This window comes from Actinopolyspora biskrensis, from assembly GCF_013408175.1.
Classification (GTDB): Bacteria; Actinomycetota; Actinomycetes; order Mycobacteriales; family Pseudonocardiaceae; genus Actinopolyspora; species Actinopolyspora biskrensis.
Genome location: NZ_JACBYW010000005.1, coordinates 1 through 16,992 on the forward strand (window position 1 = coordinate 1; position 16,992 = coordinate 16,992).

14 protein-coding genes are annotated in these 16,992 nt (G+C 71.1%); 7 read left to right on the plus strand and 7 right to left on the minus strand.

Features of this window, described 5'->3' with window-relative positions:
* Positions 1-91 precede the first annotated feature (91 nt).
* Positions 92-928, minus strand: a complete 837-nt coding sequence (locus FHR84_RS13460) for an IclR family transcriptional regulator (protein ID WP_179535875.1) — start codon at positions 926-928, stop codon at positions 92-94.
* Positions 929-1,023: 95 nt separating this feature from the next.
* Here FHR84_RS13460 and hutH point away from each other — a divergent pair, with 95 nt between their 5' ends.
* The 6 genes from hutH to FHR84_RS13490 all read left to right on the plus strand — a co-directional run bounded on the left by hutH (position 1,024) and on the right by FHR84_RS13490 (position 8,825).
* Positions 1,024-2,604, plus strand: coding sequence for a histidine ammonia-lyase (hutH, locus tag FHR84_RS13465; RefSeq protein WP_179535876.1), 1,581 nt, complete (start codon positions 1,024-1,026; stop codon positions 2,602-2,604).
* Complete coding sequence (gene hutU / locus FHR84_RS13470) at positions 2,604-4,253, plus strand: urocanate hydratase (RefSeq protein WP_179536235.1); 1,650 nt, start codon at positions 2,604-2,606, stop codon at positions 4,251-4,253. The genes hutH and hutU overlap by 1 nt, the downstream gene beginning before the upstream one ends.
* 132 nt (positions 4,254-4,385) lie before the next feature.
* Positions 4,386-5,585 (plus strand): allantoate amidohydrolase, encoded by a 1,200-nt coding sequence (locus tag FHR84_RS13475; RefSeq protein WP_179535877.1) that lies wholly within the window; start codon positions 4,386-4,388, stop codon positions 5,583-5,585.
* 23 nt (positions 5,586-5,608) lie between these two features.
* Positions 5,609-6,934 carry a formimidoylglutamate deiminase gene (locus FHR84_RS13480; protein ID WP_179536236.1) on the plus strand — a complete coding sequence of 442 codons (1,326 nt, stop codon included), beginning with the start codon at positions 5,609-5,611 and terminating at the stop codon, positions 6,932-6,934.
* A gap of 86 nt (positions 6,935-7,020) precedes the next feature.
* On the plus strand, positions 7,021-8,184 hold the full coding sequence (gene hutI / locus FHR84_RS13485; RefSeq protein ID WP_179535878.1) for an imidazolonepropionase: 1,164 nt from the start codon (positions 7,021-7,023) through the stop codon (positions 8,182-8,184).
* A 245-nt stretch (positions 8,185-8,429) separates the two neighbouring features.
* On the plus strand, positions 8,430-8,825 hold the full coding sequence (locus FHR84_RS13490) for a hypothetical protein (RefSeq protein ID WP_179535879.1): 396 nt from the start codon (positions 8,430-8,432) through the stop codon (positions 8,823-8,825).
* A gap of 328 nt (positions 8,826-9,153) precedes the next feature.
* Here the strand turns inward: FHR84_RS13490 and FHR84_RS13495 are convergent, their stop codons facing one another.
* The 5 genes from FHR84_RS13495 to tdh form a co-directional block, all read right to left on the minus strand.
* Positions 9,154-10,617 carry an aldehyde dehydrogenase family protein gene (locus FHR84_RS13495; protein WP_179535880.1) on the minus strand — a complete coding sequence of 488 codons (1,464 nt, stop codon included), beginning with the start codon at positions 10,615-10,617 and terminating at the stop codon, positions 9,154-9,156.
* Positions 10,618-10,819: 202 nt separating this feature from the next.
* Entirely contained in the window at positions 10,820-11,290 is a 471-nt protein-coding gene (locus FHR84_RS13500; protein WP_179535881.1) for an Asp23/Gls24 family envelope stress response protein, read from the minus strand.
* A gap of 138 nt (positions 11,291-11,428) precedes the next feature.
* Positions 11,429-12,328, minus strand: coding sequence for a LysR family transcriptional regulator (locus FHR84_RS13505; protein ID WP_179535882.1), 900 nt, complete (start codon positions 12,326-12,328; stop codon positions 11,429-11,431).
* Positions 12,325-13,527: a glycine C-acetyltransferase gene (locus FHR84_RS13510; RefSeq protein WP_179535883.1), complete on the minus strand. Its 1,203-nt coding sequence runs from the start codon at positions 13,525-13,527 to the stop codon at positions 12,325-12,327. The genes FHR84_RS13505 and FHR84_RS13510 overlap by 4 nt, the downstream gene beginning before the upstream one ends.
* 175 nt (positions 13,528-13,702) lie before the next feature.
* Entirely contained in the window at positions 13,703-14,734 is a 1,032-nt protein-coding gene (gene tdh / locus FHR84_RS13515; RefSeq protein ID WP_179535884.1) for an L-threonine 3-dehydrogenase, read from the minus strand.
* A 968-nt stretch (positions 14,735-15,702) separates the two neighbouring features.
* On the opposite strand from tdh, the gene FHR84_RS13520 reads away from it, so the two are divergent.
* Positions 15,703-15,948, plus strand: coding sequence for a hypothetical protein (locus FHR84_RS13520; protein ID WP_179535885.1), 246 nt, complete (start codon positions 15,703-15,705; stop codon positions 15,946-15,948).
* Between the two features lie 590 nt (positions 15,949-16,538).
* On the opposite strand, the gene FHR84_RS13525 is transcribed toward FHR84_RS13520, so the two are convergent.
* Positions 16,539-16,742: a DUF6104 family protein gene (locus FHR84_RS13525; RefSeq protein WP_179535886.1), complete on the minus strand. Its 204-nt coding sequence runs from the start codon at positions 16,740-16,742 to the stop codon at positions 16,539-16,541.
* Between the last annotated feature and the right edge of the window lie 250 nt (positions 16,743-16,992).

Genomic DNA, 16,992 nt, shown 5'->3' on the forward strand with positions numbered 1-16,992 from the left:
GGAAACCCGCGACGACATGCACCAAGCCCTCCTCCAACTCGCCCACTGCATGATCCTCGCCCGCAAACACCCCGCATTCTGAAAGCACCCCTTAGGCAAAATCGTGAGGCTCGCCGGGGCGCCCGCCGATGCGGCTGGTGAGCTCGTCGGCGGTGACGCGCACCAGCCGCGCCAGCTCCGGCCAGGTGCGCCCGCACGATTCCGGGGGCTGCCCGTCGTCCTCCGAACCGGCGCCGACCTCCGCGCAGTGGTGCCGCATGGTCACGCTGATCGCGGCCGCGGGGCGACCGCCGTGGTCGAAGGCCGCGCAGGCCACCGAGGCGAACCCCTCGGTGATCTCGCCGTCCTCCACCGCCCACCCCCTGCGCCGCTCGCGGCTCAGCAGCCGCCGCAGCCCTGGCAGGTCCCGCGGCCCCCGCTCGGTGCGCAGCACGAAGGCATCCGCCCTGGGGAACAGCGCGCGAACCTGCACCCGCGGCAGGTGCGCCAGCATCGCCCTGCCCGAGGCGGCCAGCTGCGCGGGCAGCCGCACCCCCACGTCGGTCACCAGGGTCTGCGGCTGCGCGGGCCGCTCCTTGACCAGGTAGAGCAGCTCGTTGCCGTGCAGCACGCCCAGGTGCGCGTTGTGCCCCACCCGGTCCACCAGCCCCCGCAGCAGCGGCCCGGCCAGCCGCTCCAGCGGCTCGTGCCGCAGGTACGCCGAACCGAGCTCGAAGGTGGCCACGCCCAACCCGTAGCGGCGCTCCTCCGGCAGGTGCGTCACGAAACCGGCGTCGACCAGCTCCGACAGCAGGTGGTACGTCGTCGAGCGCGGCAGCTCCAGCTCCCGCGCGATCACCGCGGCCGAGACCGGTCCCGGGCGGGCGGCCAGCACCCGCAACACCGCCAGCCCGCGCCGCAGCGCCGGCACGTCACTGCTCGATCCCATCGCGACTCCCGGAGCGGGAACACCTGTCTGAAATCCCGGACACAATCACGCTATCCCGGCTTTCCGATCCGCCGCGCTCAGGGTGGGATGGGCGTATGCAGCACAACGCCGAACACGCGGACAACGAGCCAGCGGAGATCGGTCCGGAGCCCCTCACGTTCGAGGACGTGCTCGCGGTCGCACGTGGCCACGCCCGGGTGCGGCTTTCCGAGCGGGCCGAGCAGGGCATCGGCGACACCAGGAAGCACATCGACACGCTCGCCGCGGCGGAACAACCCACCTACGGGGTCTCCACCGGGTTCGGCGCGCTGGCCGTGCGCCACATCCCCCCGGAACGCCGCGCCGCGCTGCAGGCCTCCTTCGTGCGCTCCCACGCGGCGGGCACCGGTGACCCGGTCGAGCCCGAGGTGGTGCGCGCGCTGATGCTGCTGCGGCTGCACACCATCGCCACCGGGCACACCGGTGTGCGGCCGGGGACCGCCCACGCGCTGGCCGCGCTGCTCAACTCCGGGCTGGTCCCCGTGGTCCACGAGTACGGCTCGCTGGGCTGCTCCGGCGACCTCGCCCCGCTGGCCGCGGTGGCGCTGGCCCTGACCGGGGAGGGTGAGGTCTTCGACGCCGCCGGGTACCGCAGGCCCGCCTCCGAGGCGCTGCCCGCGGCGGGAATCCGGCCGGTCACGCTGGCCGAGAAGGAAGGCCTCGCGCTGACCAACGGCACCGACGGGATGCTCGGCATGCTGGTGCTGGCGCTGCACGACCTGTCCGAGCTCGTCGACGTCGCCGACATCACCGCGGCGATGAGCGTCGAGGCCCTGATGGGAACCGACCGCGCCTTCGCGGCCGACCTCCAGAGGCTGCGTCCCCACCCGGGGCAGGCGCACTCGGCGCGCCGGATGCGCGAGCTGCTGGCGAACTCGCCGATCGTGGCCAGCCACCGCGGCCCCGACTGCACCCGCGTGCAGGACGCCTACTCGATGCGCTGCTCACCGCAGGTGCACGGATCAGCGCGGGACACGATCGCCCACGCGGGCACCGTCGCCGAACGCGAACTCGCCTCGGCCATCGACAACCCGGTGGTGCTGGACGACGGGCGCGTGGAGTCCAACGGCAACTTCCACGGCGCCCCGCTGGCCCACGCGCTCGACTTCCTGGCCGTGCCGCTGGCCGACGTCGCGAGCATCGCCGAACGCCGCACCGACCGGATGCTCGACGTGGCCCGCTCCCACGGGCTCCCGGCCTTCCTGGCCGACGACCCCGGGGTGGACTCCGGCTACATGATCGCGCACTACACGCAGGCTGGGGTGCTCACCGAGCTCAAGCGCTCGGCCGCGCCCGCCTCGGTCGACTCGGTGCCGACCAGCGCGATGCAGGAGGACCACGTGTCCATGGGCTGGTCGGCGGCGCGCAAGCTGCGCTCGGCCGTGATCGGGCTGCGCAGGGTACTGGCGATCGAGCTGCTCACCGCGGCGCGGGCCCTGGACCTGCGCGCCCCGCTGCGGCCCGCCCCGGCCACCGGGGCCGTCCGCGACCTGCTGCGCACCGGGGTCGACGGGCCCGGACCGGACCGGCACGTGGCCCCCGAGATCGAAGCCGCCGAACAGCTCGTCGCCTCCGGTGCGGTCCGCCGGGCCGCGGCCGGGCACGTCGACCCCGCAGCCGAGGGAGGACACCAGTGATCACCGGACCCCGAACCGTGCGCGCCCAGCGCGGCACCGAGCTCACCGCCCGCGGCTGGAGCACCGAGGCCCCGCTGCGGATGCTGCGCAACAACCTCGACCCCGAGGTGGCCGAACGCCCCGATGACCTGGTGGTCTACGGCGGCACCGGCAAGGCCGCCAGGGACTGGGCCAGCTACGACGCGATCGTGCGCGAGCTGACCAACCTCGGCGCGGAGGAGACGCTGCTGGTGCAGTCCGGCAAACCGGTCGGCGTGCTCAGCACCCACGAGTGGGCCCCGCGCGTGCTCATCGCCAACGCCAACCTGGTCGGCGACTGGTCAAACTGGAACGAGTTCCGGAGGCTGGACGAGCTCGGGCTGACCATGTACGGCCAGATGACGGCCGGTTCCTGGATCTACATCGGAACCCAGGGGATCCTGCAGGGGACCTACGAGACCTTCGGGGCCGTGGCGGCCGAGCGCTTCGGCGGGTCGCTGGCGGGAACCCTCACCGTCACCGCGGGGCTGGGCGGCATGGGCGGGGCGCAGCCCCTGGCCGTGACCATGAACGAGGGGGTGGCGCTGGTCGTCGAGTGCGACGCCGACCGGGCCCACCGCAGGGTGCGGCACGGTTACCTGGACGAGATCGCCGACGACCTCGCCGACGCCGTGGCCCGCGCCGAGAAGGCCAAGCGGGACCGCAGGCCCTACTCGGTCGCGGTGATCGGCAACGCGGCCGAGGTGCTGCCCGAGCTGCTGCGGCGCGAGGTCGAGGTGGACGTGGTCACCGACCAGACCTCGGCCCACGACCCGCTGTCCTACCTGCCGCTGGGGGTTTCCACGGAGGAGTGGGCGGAGCGGGCCGCGCGCGACCCCGAGGGGTTCACCGCCAGGGCGCGGGAGTCGATGGCCGCGCACGTCGAGGCGATGGTCGGCTTCCAGGACGCGGGTGCCGAGGTCTTCGACTACGGGAACTCGCTGCGCGGTGAGGCGCGGACGGCAGGCTACGAGCGGGCGTTCGACTACCCGGGGTTCGTGCCCGCCTATCTCAGGCCGCAGTTCTGCGCGGGCAGGGGACCGTTCCGCTGGGCCGCGCTGTCCGGCGACCCTGCCGACATCGCGGCCACCGACCGGGCGATCCTGGAGCTGTTCGGCGAGGACGAGCACCTGGCCCGCTGGATCAGGATGGCCGGGGAGCGGGTCTCCTTCCAGGGGCTTCCCGCGCGGATCTGCTGGCTGGGCCAGGGGCAGCGCGAACGGGCCGGGCAGCGCTTCAACGAGATGGTCGCCTCCGGGGAGCTGAAGGCCCCGGTGGTGCTCGGCAGGGACCACCTGGACACCGGATCGGTGGCCTCGCCGTACCGGGAGACCGAGAGCATGGCCGACGGCTCGGACGCGATCGCGGACTGGCCGCTGCTGAACGCGTTGGTCAACACCGCCTCCGGGGCAACGTGGGTCTCCGTGCACAACGGCGGAGGCGTCGGGATCGGACGCTCGTTGCACGCGGGGCAGGTCACCGTGGCCGACGGGACCGAGCTGGCCGCGCGCAAGCTCGGCCGGGTACTGACCAACGATCCCGGCGCCGGGGTGCTGCGCCACGTCGACGCGGGATACGAGCAGGCGCGGGACACGGCCCACCGGCACGGCCTGCGGGTACCGACCGAGTGAGACGAGCGTGCGCGTCGGCGAGCGGCGTGGTGTTTTCGGTGCTCCCGGAGTCGGAAGCACCACGCGGCCGGCCGCGGGCGCTCCGGCGCCGAACCGAGTCGTCGAACACCCACTCCAGAACGGAGGTAGCAGGTGGTCACACCGAACGAGCTGCTCGCCGAGATCGACGGGATCGGGAGGGACCGGACCCGGGGCGGCTACTCGCGACACGTCTTCGACCACGCCGAGCTCGAGCTCAGGGAGTGGTTCACCGCGCAGGCCTCGGCGCGCGGGCTGACGGTGCTTCCCGACGGGAACGGCAACCTCTGGGCCTGGTGGTCCGACCCCGGGGACGACGCCGTGGTGACCGGAAGCCACCTGGACTCCGTCCCGGGAGGAGGGCGGTTCGACGGCCCGCTGGGCGTGGTCAGCGCACTGTCCGCGGTGGACCGGCTGCGGGCCGAGGGGTTCCGCCCGAGCAGGCCGCTCGCCGTGGTCGTCTTCGCCGAGGAGGAGGGCGGGCGGTTCGGCGTTCCCTGCCTGGGCTCGCGGCTGGCCAGCGGTTCCACCGCCCCGGAGACGGCGCTGGGGCTGCGTGACGAGTCGGGCACCACCTTCGCCGAGGCGATGAGCGCGGCCGGGATGGATCCGCGGCTGGCCGGGCCGGACCCGGCCAACCTGGGACGGGTGGGTCGTTTCGTGGAGCTGCACGTCGAACAGGGGCGCGGCCTGATCGACCGGGGCAGCGCCGTGGGGGTGGCTTCGACGATCCTGGCCCACGGGCGGTGGCGGTTCCGCTTCACGGGGCAGGGAAACCACGCGGGGGCCACCCCCATGGGCGACCGCGCGGACCCGATGCTGCCCGCGGCCGGACTGGTACCGGAGGCGCGTTCGGCGGCGCTGCGGTTCGACGACGCCAGAGCCACGGTGGGGCGGCTGCGGCCGAACCCCGGTGGGACGAACGTGATCGCCGAGTCGGTGGACGTGTGGCTGGACGCCAGGGCGCACCGGGACGCCGACACCAGGGCGCTGGTCGACGAGCTGTCCGGGCGGGCGGAGGAACTGGCCGCGCAGGAGGGCTGCTCGGTGCGGGTGTCCGAGGAGTCCTACGCGGACGGCGTGTCCTTCGACTCCGGGGTGCGCGACGAGCTCACCGCGCTGCTGGGAGCTCCCGCGCTGCCCACCGGGGCCGGACACGACGCGGGGGTGCTGTCCGCGCGCACACCGGCGGGCATGCTGTTCGTGCGCAACCCCACCGGGATCAGCCACGCTCCGCAGGAGCACGCCGAGCAGGACGACTGCACCGCAGGCGCCGAGGCGTTGACCGAGGTGTTGCGGCGGTGGAGCCGATGACCGGGAAGGGGCAGCCGGAGCCGATGACCTACTGGTGCGAATGGGCCTGGCTCGCGGACGGGCCCGCGGCGAACGTGCTCGTCGAGACCGACGGCGGGCGGATCACCGGGGTCACCGCGGACGCGGGCGCGTGCCCGCCGCGGGCGCGGCGATTGAACGGGCTGACGCTGCCCGGATTGTCCAATGTGCACTCGCACGCCTTCCACCGGGCGCTGCGGGGGCGCACCGCCGATCAGCGGGGGACCTTCTGGACCTGGCGGGACCGGATGTACCGCGTCGCGGAGCGGCTGGATCCGGACAGCTACTACCGGTTGGCCCGCGGGGTGTACGCGGAGATGGCGCTGGCCGGGATCACCGCGGTCGGCGAGTTCCACTACCTGCACCACGCACCGGGCGGGGGCGCTTACGACGACCCCAACGCGATGTCGGCCGCGCTGGTGCGGGCGGCCTCCGAGGCGGGTATCCGGATCACCCTGCTGGATACCTGCTACCTGAGCAGCGGTTTCGGTCCGCCCGTCGAGGGGGTGCAGGCCAGGTTCTCCGACGGGACGGTCGAGTCCTGGGCGGAGCGGGTGGAGGATTTCGAACCCGATCACGACGGGGTGCTCGTCGGGACGGCGCTGCACTCGGTGCGCGCGGTGCCGCGAGCGGCGATGCCGACGGTGCGGGACTTCGCCCACACGCGGGGAGTGCCGCTGCACCTGCACCTGTCCGAGCAGCGCGCCGAGAACGACGCCTGCCTGGCCGTCACGGGGCGCACCCCGACGCAGCTGCTCGACGAGGAGGGGCTGCTGCGTGCGGGAACCACCGCCGTGCACGCCACGCACCCGGCTCCCGCCGACGTGGCGCGGCTGGGCCGCAGCGGGACCGGTGTGTGCCTGTGCCCGACCACGGAGTCGGACCTGGCCGACGGGATCGGACCGGCCGACGAGCTGGCGGTGGCGGGGTGCGCGCTCTCGCTGGGCAGCGACGGGCACTCGGTGATCGACCCGTTCGAGGAGGCCAGGGCCGTGGAGTCCACCATGCGGCTGCGCAGCGAGGTGCGGGGGCACTTCTCCACCGGGGAGCTGACCTCCATGGCGACCTCGGCCGGGCACCGCGCGCTCGGCTGGCCGGACGCGGGGCACATCGAGCTCGGGGGCCGTGCGGACCTGGTCACGCTGTCCCTGGACAGCGCGCGGTTCGCCGGGGTGCCGCTCTCCTCGGCGGTGCTGGCCGCCGGTTCCGCGGACGTCCGGGAGGTCGTGGTGGACGGAGTTCCCGTGGTGCGGGACGGTGCGCACCTCCGGGTGTCCGATGCGGCCGGCGAGCTGAGCGCGAGCATCGGGGACCTGCTCGAAGCGCCGTGAGCACGAACAACTTCCTGGAGCGGCTCCGGAGTGACAGTTTCGCGCGATACGTTCGACAGTGGTGGGAAAGGACGGAGCAGGGAGCAGTGCCAACAGCCACTATTATCACCGGGATTTCCGAGCTCACCACCAACGACGCCGAGCTCGGCCGACTCGCCGACGCGGCGCTGGTGTTCGAGGGGCAGCGGATCAGCTGGGTCGGCCCCGCGCGGGAGGCCCCGGCCGCCGATCACCGGGTCGACCTGGAGGGCCGAGCCGTGCTGCCGGGCTGGGTGGACAGCCACACCCACCTGGTGTTCGCGGGCGACCGGACGTCCGAGTTCACGGCGCGCATGGCCGGGCGACCTTACACGGCCGGGGGCATAGCCGAGACCGTGCGCGCAACCCGGGCCGCGGACGACGCGGAGCTCGCGGCCAACCTCCGCGCGCACATCGCAGAGGCGGCCGCGCAGGGGACCACCTGCGTGGAGACCAAGACCGGATACGGGCTGACCGTCGAGGACGAGCTCCGCGCGGCCCGCATCGCCGCGAACGAGGCCGACGAGGTGACCTATCTCGGGGCCCACCTGGTCCCACCGGAACGCGAGGCCGAGGACTACCTGGAGACGGTTCGCGGGCCGATGCTCGACGCCGTCGCCCCGCACGTTTCCTGGTGCGACGTGTTCTGCGAGCGCGGGGCCTTCGACGCGGAGCAGTCCCGGCGGGTGCTGCTCGCCGCGCGCGAGCGGGGGCTCGGGCTGCGGGTGCACGGCAACCAGCTCGAGCGGGGGCCGGGGGTCGAGCTGGCCGTCGAGCTGGGAGCGGCCAGCGTGGACCACTGCACCCATCTCGGCGAGGCCGACATCGCCGCGCTCGCGGGCTCCGGCACCGTGGCGACCCTGCTGCCCGCCTGCGATCTGTCCACGCGCCAGCCGTTGCCGCCCGCGCGGGAGCTGCTGGACGCGGGAGCGACCGTGGCGCTGGCCAGCAACTGCAACCCGGGCTCCTCCTACACCTCGTCCATGGCGTTCTGCGTGACCACGGCCGTGCTGCAGCTGCGGATGACCGTGGACGAGGCCGTCCGGGCGGCGACGCGTGGCGGTGCCGAGGCGCTGGGCAGGGACAGCGGCGACGGGGCCGTGGGGGTGCTGCGCCCCGGAGCCAGGGCGGACGCGCAGGCGCTCGACGCTCCCAGCGCGGCGTGGCTGGCCTACCGTCCCGGGGTGCCGCTGACCCACCGGGTGTGGCGGGCCGGGCGGCCGGTGCGCTGAGGGCGCCGGCGGGATCGCCGAGCCGACGCCGCCGCGCCGGGGACACCACCGAACGGTGACCGGGAACGCGCTCCGTAAAACGCTGCTGGTGCGGACGTATGGGAGTGCGGCTGGCTGTTTAACGCCATCGAGTGGTTGATGCCGAACGTGCTGCACGCCGGCTTCGGACTCGGGGAGGATGACTCCCGGCCGTGTGGATCCGACATTTCGGATGGGCACAACGACAGCGTCGAGAGGACAGCACGATGTCCCTGCACCCACGGAACCCGGCGGCATCCTTTCTGGCCGCGGCCGGTTTGCTGGTCACGGCGATTCCGGCCCAAGCCGCGGTGTCTCCGGCCAACGCGGAAGCGGCTCCGCAGGGAAGGGTCTGTATCAACAACTTCTCCCCGGCGAGGGCGTGCTTCATGAGCCATGGGGACCACATCGTGGTGTGGGACGAGGAAAAGGACGGTTCGACCCCCCTGGTCCGGTGGGACACCGATTACTTCCGGTCAGGTGAGTGCGAGTTCGACGGCAGGAACAACCCGACGGACTGCGACTACAACATGAAGGAGGGAAGGAGGATCACTTTCCGGATACTGCTGCACGACGGAAGTGAGATCGTTGAAAGCGGCCCCAGCCGCAGTGCCAGGATTTGATCCACGGGAAAGGCCCGGGTGCGCTCGGAAGCCCCGACGTCGTGCAGACCGCTGCCCGATGTCGGGCCTCCCGGAGCGGGAGCCCGCGAGAGGTTCCGCCACGAAACCGCCTACACCAGCCGAGCCCCCGCGAAAGCCTGCCGCTCCAACGCAGGCGCTCTGAGCCTGCGCAGTCGGCACTGCCGCGGGTTCTCGGTCGAGCGCTCGGCGAGGACGGTCCCGACGTTGTGTAGGTCGCTACCCGATGTCGGGGCACCCGCAGCCGGGCGCCGACCGAGGTTCCGCCGAGTGACCACCCGAGCAGACCGAGTCCTCGGGACCCAGTTCCCTAGAACGGGTAGTGCGCCTGCTGCTCGCGGAAGGTCACCCACCTGGTGTCGGTGAAGGCCTCGACGCCGCTGCGCCCGCCGAAGTGGCCGAACCCGGAGTCCTTGACGCCGCCGAACGGTGCCTGGGGCTGGTCGCCCACCGACTGGTCGTTGATGTGGAAGATCCCGGTCTCGACTCGTCGTGCGATCTCCCAGCCCTTCCTGGTGTCGGCCGTGATCACTCCGCCGGTCAGCCCGTACGGCGTGTCGTTGACGACCTCGATCGCCTCCTCGACCGAAGCGTAGCCGAGCACCGTGGTGACCGGGCCGAAGATCTCCTCCGAGTAGATCCGCTGCTCCGGGGTGACACCGCTGAGCACCGTCGGCCGGTACGCCGCACCCTCCGGCGGCCGGCCGCCGCAGTGCGCCACGGCGCCCTGTTCCAGGGCGTCGTCGACCAGCGAGGCGATCCGCCGCGCGGCGGCCTCGTCGATCACCGGGCCGATCACGGTGTCCGGATCGCGGGGATCGCCGAAGGGCAGTCCGGCGACCTTCTCGCCCAGTCGTTCGGTGAACTCGGCACGCATCGCCGCGGGCACCAGCACCCGGTCGGCGGACATGCAGATCTGGCCCGCGTTCATGAAGGCGCCGAAGGCGACCGCGTCCACCGCGTAGTCCAGGTCCGCGTCGTCGAGCACCAGCACCGAGTTCTTGCCGCCGAGTTCCAGCACCGCGGGCTTGAGGTGGCGGGCGGCCTGGATCCCGATGGAACGCCCGACCTCGGTGGAGCCGGTGAAGTTGACCCGCCGGACCCTGCGGTCGGCTATCAGCGCGTTGCCGATCTCGGCACCGTCCGCGCTGTCGTTGGTGATCACGTTGAGCACGCCGTCCGGCAGCCCGGCCTCCCGCAGGATCTCCGCCAGCCGGAGTCCCGCCGTCAGCGGAGCCTGCTCGCTCGGCTTGAGCACCACCGTGTTGCCCATGGCCAACGCGGTGGCGAACGAGCGTGTTCCGAGGATCAACGGGGCGTTCCACGGCGCGAACGCCGCGACCACCCCGGCGGGCTGCCGCAGCGCGAAACTCCACTCGCCGGGATCGGAGGAGGTCAGCACCTCGCCGCGCGGGCCGGTGGTGGAGGCGGCCGCCTCCCGCAGGATGTCGGCGGCCAGCTCGACGTTGAACATCGCCCACGGTCGGGTTCCGCCCACTTCGCCGGCCATCAGCTCGACGATCCGCTCGGTGTGCCGGCCCAACAGATCCGCTGCCCGCAGCAGGATCTCCCTGCGCCGCAGCGCTCCGGTGCGCGACCACTCGCCGAACGCGGCGGCCGCGGCGTCGACCGCCGCGGTCACGTCGTCGGCGGACGCCGCGGCGACCTCGGCGAAGACCTCACCGGTGTGGGGCTCGGTGACCGTCGTCGTACGCCCGTGAGCGGCGGGGCGGGTGCCGCCCCCGATGATCAGCTGGTGTTCGAAAGGCGCCATCGTCTCTCACTCTCCCCGGAACTTTCCGCCGATCCCACCACCGCGGGGCGGTGGCACGCACGTGCCGGAGCGAAATCGCGTCCTGTTCGCCACTCGGTGTGCGTGCTCCGGACGTCGTTGCTCGAGGTGATCCGCAACGCCCCGAGGCGCCGACTCGCGTGCCGGCTACCCGACCGGCCGCACGAGCCGCTCCGCGGGGCGACTACTCCACGCGGGAGGACTCGTTCGTGTCGCTGTCCTCGGAGGGGAGCCGGATGTCGTTGACGGCGATGTTGACCTCGATGACCTCCAGGCCGGTCATGCGTTCGACGGAGTCCAGCACGTTTCGCCGCACGGCCCGGGTGAGTTCCACGATGGACACCCCGTACTCGACGACCACGTCCAGGTCCACGGCGGCCTGCTTCTCGCCCACCTCGACCCGGACCCCGGACGAGGTGGAGGTGCCGCTCCCTCCGGAGACCCGTTCCCGCAGCGCGCCGAACGCCCTGGAAGCCCCGCTGCCCATCGTGTGCACCCCGGAGACCTCGCGCGCGGCGATCGCCGCGATCTTCTGCACGACCGAGTCCGCGATGCTCGTCCTGCCGCCCCGGTTCTCCCCGTCGTGCCGCTGCTCCACCCGCGTGCTCCGCGTCCCGGAGGTGCTCGTCGGCTGTTCGGCGTCGTCCTGTGCCATGTTCGCTCCCTGTGTCGCCGGTGGTGTTTTCGCGTCGCCGGTTCCCGTGGTCGAAAGTAAGTGGACTCCCCGCGAGTCCGCGAGCGTGGTCGCCTCCATGGTGGCCCCGGTGCCGGGAACGTGGAGCGGCGAGGCCGCTCACATCGGTTGTGCGCTTTCGAGCAGCGCGTCCAGCACGCTCCGCAGCAGCGGGTGCTGTTCGCGACCGTGCCGGACCGCGGCGAACACCCTCCTGGTGGGCACCCGGTCGCTCAGCGGGCGGACCTCCGCGCCGTGCTCGGAGGGGACGGCCCCGCGCGGCACGAGCGCCACCCCGGTGCCCGCGGCGACCAGTGCGACGACCGCGTGGAAGTCGTCCGAGGTGTGCGTGATGTTCGGGGCGAACCCGGCGTCGGCGCACCGGATCTGGATGACCTCGCGGCACGGGTTGTCCGGCAGCGGAACGATCCAGTCCTCCGCGCGCAGCTCCTCGACCCCGACCGTCTCGCGGGAGCACAGCGGGTGCCGGGGCGGCAGCACCGCGTCGAAGGGCTCGGTGTAGAGCGGGTAGCGGGTCACGCGGGGTTCCTCGCCGCGGGCGGTCGCGCTGTACTCCATGGAGACAGCGATGTCGGTCTCCCCGGACAGCAGCATCAACAGGCTGTTGTGGGCCTCCGCGTCGCGGACCAGCACGGTGATCCCGGGGGCTGATCCGCGCAGCGTGGTGATGGCGGGCGCGAGCACCCGCGTTATCGCGGAGGCGAAGGAGGCCACCTCGACCCGTCCGACGGTGCCCGCCGCGCAGGCCGCCATGCTGGCTTCGGCGCGTTCCAGCTCGGCCAGCACGTTCTTGGCGTGCTCGGCCAGGAGCTCGCCCGCCGCCGTCAGGCGGACGCGCCGCCCGCTGCGGACGAGCAGCTCCTCGCCTGCCTCGTGCTCCAGGGAGGTCAACTGCTGTGAGACGGCCGAGGGGGTGAGGAAGAGCGTCTCGGCCGCCGCGCGCACCGTGCCGTGCTCGGCCAGCGCGCGCAGCACGGCCAGTCGACGCGGGTCAATCATTCGGCCAGCTTACCTGCCTTTTCGCGGGCCCTGACGAACGCGGCCACCGCCTTCTCGACGTCGGAGGAGTCGAGCGCGGCCGACATCTGGGTGCGGATGCGGGCCTTGCCGTGGGGGACGACCGGGTAGGAGAACCCGATGACGTAGACCCCTTCCTCCAGGAGCAGCTCGGCCATGCGCGCCGCTTCGGAGGCGTCGCCGATCATCACAGGGATGATCGGGTGCTGGCCGGGCAGCAGGTCGAAGCCCGCTTCGGTCATGCGGGAGCGGAAGAGCTCGCTGTTCGAGCGCAGCTGTTCGCGCAGCCGCGGCTGGGTCGCGATGAGGTCCAGCGCGGCCAGCGCCGAGGCGACGATCGGGGGAGCCAGCGAGTTGGAGAACAGGTAGGGCCGGGAGCGCTGGCGCAGCAGCTCCACGATCTCCGGCCAGGCCGCGACGTAGCCGCCGCTGGCGCCGCCGAGGGCCTTGCCCAGGGTGCCGGTGACGATGTCCACCCGGTCGGTGACCCCGAACAGCTCCGGGGTGCCCGCCCCGGTGGAGCCGAGGAACCCGACCGCGTGCGAGTCGTCGACCATGACCATCGCGTCGTGCCGCTCGGCCAGTTCGCAGATCTCGTCCAGCGGGGCCAGGTATCCGTCCATGGAGAACACGCCGTCGGTGACGATCAGCCGGTGCCTGGCGTCGGCGTGCTCGGTCAGCTTGCGTTCCAGCCCGGCCATGTCGCGGTTGCCGTAGCGCGCGCGGCGGGCCTTGCACAGCCGGACACCGTCGATGATGCTCGCGTGGTTGAGCTCGTCGGAGATGATCACGTCCTGCTCGTCGAGCAGGCTCTCGAACAGGCCGGTGTTCGCGTCGAAGCACGAGCTGTACAGGATCGTGTCCCCGGTGCCGAGGAACTCGGAGAGGCGCCGTTCCAGTTCCTTGTGCGGTGCCTGGGTTCCGCAGATGAACCGCACGGAGGCCATTCCGAGCCCCCACTGGTCCAGTGCCCGCTTGGCTGCCTCGACCAGCTCGGGGTTGTCGGCCAGTCCCAGGTAGTTGTTGGCGCAGAGGTTGAGCACTTCGTCCTCGGAGCCGTCCGAGCCGACCGCGACCCGCGCCCGCTGCGGGGTGTCGAGGACGCGCTCGTGCTTGTACAGGCCCGCCGAACGGATCTCGTCCAGCCTGCCGCGCAGGTCTTCGGCGACTTTGCCGAACATGGGGTTTCCTTTCGCCGTTTGCGACTCGTGGTGGAGCTTCGCGTAGCTGGTCGGGTAGCCGTCACGTGGGTCGGCGCCTTGCCGCGTCGCAGGGCGCCTCGAGCAGCGGCCGCCTCCGGCCCGGCCGCGGGTCGCGCCGCCCGCACCGCCGCGCGGCCGGGCCGGCGAAGTCCTGCTACTCCACCGTCCAGTCCAGGATGACCTTGCCGCACCGGCCTCCGCGGGCGGTTTCGAAGGCCTTCCGGTGTTCGGTGTAGCCGAAGCGGTGGGTGATCACGGGGCTCAGGTCCAGGCCCGACTCCAGCAGCACCGACATCGAGTACCAGGTCTCGAACATCTCCCTGCCGTAGACGCCCTTGAGGGTGAGCATCTTGAGCACGACGGAGCTCCAGTCGATCGCGAAGCCCTCGGCGGGCAGACCGAGCATGGCTATGTGCCCGCCGTGGGCCATGTTGGAGATCATGTCGCGCAGCGCCGAGGGCTGTCCGCACATCTCCATGCCGACGTCGAAGCCCTCGGTCATCCCGAGCCGTTCCTGCACCTCGTGCGGCTCGTGCTCGGAGACGTTCATCGCGAAGTCCACGCCGATCCGGCGCGCGAGTTCCAGCCGGTACTCGCTGGCGTCGGTGATCACGATGTGGCGGGCGCCAGCGTGCCGCGCCACGCCCGCGGCCATCAGCCCGATCGGTCCGGCGCCGGTGATCAGCACGTCCTCGCCGACCACGGGAAAGCTCAGCGCCGTGTGCACGGCGTTGCCGAACGGGTCGAAGACGGCGGCCACGTCCGGGTCGACGGACTGCTGGTGCACCCAGCAGTTCGACTCGGGAACGGCCGCGTACTCGGCGAACGCCCCGTCGTAGTGCACACCGAGCCCCCGGGTGTTCGCGCACAGGTGCCTCCTGCCCGCCAGGCAGTTGCGGCACCGCCCGCAGACCAGGTGGCCCTCGCCGCTGACCAGGTCACCCACGGCCACCTGGCGCACCCCCGCACCGACCTCGACCACTTCGCCCACGAACTCGTGACCCGCGATCAGGGGTGGTGTGATGTTCTCGGCCGCCCACTCGTCCCAGGCGTCGATGTGCAGGTCGGTGCCGCAGATCCCGGTTCGCAGGATCTTGAGGACCACGTCCCGCGGCCCGGGTTCCGGGTCGGCGACCTCGGTGAGTTCCAGCCCCGGGGCGGCGGCCGGCTTCACCAGTGCTCGCACGGTTCCTCCAATTCCGTGGCGATCCGGCCGGGCTGTTTACCCTGGGTGTAGCCGCGTCCGTTCCGCCGGTACGCCGGTCGGCGTATCGGGATCGCCGCACGGGATTGTCTCCCCGCCCGCGGCGCCGGTCCAGCAGGACTTTCCGCACAGGGGGGTAAGCCGGACTGCACAGCGCGGGAGCGTGCTCACGTGTCCGCTCGCCGGGCAGGAGGCGTCACCGTGACCGGTGCTCCCGCTCAGAACCGTGTTTCGTGTTCGCTCCTTCCGAGGAAGAGGAATGTTTTTCTATTTTTGCTGCTCGAATGGGTGGAAAAAACCACTGTTCGGGTGTTGAACACATGCTGCTGGGTGGTTTCCGGAAAAATGTTCGTCTATTTTTTCGCTCTTGTGGGCGATTGTCGATTGTTCGCGGTTTCCATTAGTTTCTTGTGTGGCGGAGATGCCGTCGAACCGATATGAATCGAGGTATGCGATGAAGCGTTTCGGTGTGACCCTGAGTGCTGTTGCCATGGCTGTGGGTGCCCTGGCCATGGCCGGTCCGGCCGCCGCGGCTCCGGGAACAGTCTACTGGGGTGATAGCCAAGGAAACTGGTATTCCATCGACAACCCCAAAGGTTGCTACGACACTCCGGACGGGGACAAGCTGAACAATAGGACTACGGGTCCGATCAAGCTCTACAGCGAATCCGGCTGCGGTGGAACAATCGTGTACGAGGTTGCTCCGCACAGGTCGGTTCCCCCGCCTGAGGTGCACTTCGAGAGCATCAGGGCCTGAGTCCCCGGCGGAGTGATTTCAGATGCACGGTGGTTCTTCTCGTGGTGTGTTCCCGCCTGGGAAGCGCCACCGTGCGCTGTGTTTCCCGTCGGCGGTTCAGCGTTTTTCGTGTGGACTTTTCAGGAGGAGGTTTGGCGGTGAAGATTTTCGGTGTGACCTGAGTGCTGTCGCCATTGCTGTGGGTGCCCTGGCCATGGCCGGCCCGGCAACCGCGGCCCAGGGGAGCGTCGACTGGAAGGACGGCCAAGGGAACTGGCATACGGTCACCAACCCGAAGGGGTGCTATGACACTCCGGAGGGTCGGGCGTTGAACAACAAGACGATCGATGCGATCGAGTTGTATTCCGAGCCGAAGTGTGGAGGTATGCTCGTGTACAAAGTCGGCGTCAACAAGTCGGTACCACCGCCCAAGGTGCACTTCGAGAGCTTCAAGGCCTGAGGAGGTGATCCTTTCGGTCGTGTGTCGGGTGCTTCAGCGCGCCCGGAGCGGCGCGGAAATCGATCCGCGCTGAGAACGGAAAAATTATGTCGTGCGTCCTTTGCGGGCCTGGCCGAAAACTGGTGCGATGTCGCTTCGTTCGCTCTGTCCGGTTATTTTCGTTTTTTTGGTGATGGCTTTTCCTGCTTCCGCGCACGCGGCTGTCGGGGATTTTACCTATTCGAACCGGAGTGGTAATCTGATTATTTTCCGCCATCCCGACGGTTGTTATGATACGGCCGCGTCGGGTTCCATGTGGAACGAGACCGACGCCCCGGCTCGGGTGTTCGCTCTGCCGAACTGCGAGGGGGAGCTTCTGTTGGAGCTGACCCCCGGGGAGCGTGCCGAGGTCCCGGGGTTCCAGAGTGTTCGCTTTTGACGGGTGGAAAATGCGGCACGGGGTGGAACCGTGGATATCCGTTCGGTTCGAGGAGGTGATCGGGAGGATTCGGTGGGCGAGTCCTCCGGCGGTCGGGCCGGCGGAGGACTCGGCTGCTCCGCCGCGACCGTGAGGATGTCGACCGTGATGTGGTGGCGCGCACCACCGGATCTCAGTCCTCGTCTGCCTCGTCCTCGGAGCTCTCCTCGTCGCCCTCGTCGCGGGCCAGGAAGGTCGCCAACCGCTCGACGGAGTCCTCGAACTCGGGATTCTCGTCGACGAACGCGCGCATCCGGTCGGCCAGCCAGACCATGCTCACCTGTTCGTCCCCGCGACGTTCCTCGAGCTCTTCGAGACCACGGTCGGTGAAGTACAAACCCGCCTCCCAACAACGGTCCTGGTTTCCTGTTCGGTGGATCGTCGAGGGGAAGCCTAAGCTGCCCCGTCCTGCCGGTGCTGGACCGGGGCCGAGCGCGCCGGGTGCTCGACCGGTTCGACCGGGGCTGCGGGGCCGAGGGGCCCGCAGCCGTGTTGCGGATGGTTCCCGGAGCGCTCGTGCCCAGGGCCGAGGGGGCGGGGCTCGCCCGAACTGTTCGCACGTCGGAGGCGACGCACCCGGCGGCGGC